Source organism: Pseudoalteromonas sp. S8-8 (assembly GCF_000497875.1).
Classification (GTDB): Bacteria; Pseudomonadota; Gammaproteobacteria; order Enterobacterales; family Alteromonadaceae; genus Pseudoalteromonas; species Pseudoalteromonas arctica.
Genome location: NZ_AUTR01000002.1, coordinates 1 through 1,053, shown reverse-complemented (window position 1 = coordinate 1,053; position 1,053 = coordinate 1). Strand labels below are relative to the sequence as shown.

Here is a 1,053-nt window from a genome sequence, read left to right as displayed (position 1 = left end):
GCCGCCAAGTGATCCTGCATCAATTTTGCAGGCGTTTCAAATCCAAGTGTCTTCCTCGGACGATTATTAAGTTGCTCAAGTACGGGTATAACTTGTGCTGGTGTTACCGCCTTAAAATCTGTGCTCTTCGGCCAATACTGACGTAGTAATCCATTCGTGTTTTCATTCAATCCGCGCTCCCATGAGTGATAAGGGTGAGCAAAATAAACAGGTACACTTAAAGCCTCTGTGATTTGCTCGTGATAAGCGAACTCTTTTCCATTGTCAGCTGTGATGCTATGAAGCGCTGACCTATATGGCCTTAATAGTTCTATCGTCGCCGCAGTGACGGCTTCCGCTGTTTTTCCTGCCACCTGAGTTGATACAGTGAATTGGGTAACCCGCTCTACAATGGTAACAAGGGCGCCTCGATGACCTTTGCCTATGACGGTATCTATTTCCCAATCTCCGATACGGCCTTTCTCATCAACTATTTGTGGGCGCTCTTCAATGCTAACGCGATTTTTTATTTGCCCTCGGTTTGTTTTACCATGACTGCGCTTGTGATATTTCTTACCGTGTCGGCGCAGATGTAGGTATAACTCACCACCTGCTTTTTTATCTTCCCAGATATACAGATAAATGCATTCATGGCTGACAGACCGTTCACTTTCTTTGCGTAACCATCCCGTTATTTGTTCAGGACTCCACTTCTCATTAAGCTTCTGGGTAATTAAAGCTATCATTTCAGGTGTCATCTTAAGCGGTTTTCTTACACTTCTTCGGCGAAACAAAGCCCGCTCATGAGCTTGTTTGTGTCTGTAACCTCGCTTACCTGTATTTCTAGAAAGCTCTCTTGAAATCGTAGATTGCGATAAATTAGTTAGCTCAGCAATACTTTGTTGCGTAAAACCGCTTTTCTTTAGAACGGCGATCTGGCATCTTTGCGCATAGGTCAGTTGTTTGTAATGTCTCATTGTAAAATCTCTTGCCGGAGAAAAAGCAGTTAGCTTATGAGCAACTGACCACTTAATCTAGCCAAAACAAGTTATGCACTTACAATTTGAATCTAGG

At 43.4% G+C, this 1,053-nt stretch carries 1 protein-coding gene; it reads right to left on the bottom strand.

The genetic code is table 11. The annotated features are described in order from the left end of the window. A partial coding sequence (locus L659_RS0100620; RefSeq protein ID WP_024589236.1) for an IS30 family transposase occupies positions 1 to 956 on the bottom strand: 956 nt, incomplete at its 3' end. Positions 957 to 1,053 lie beyond the last annotated feature (97 nt).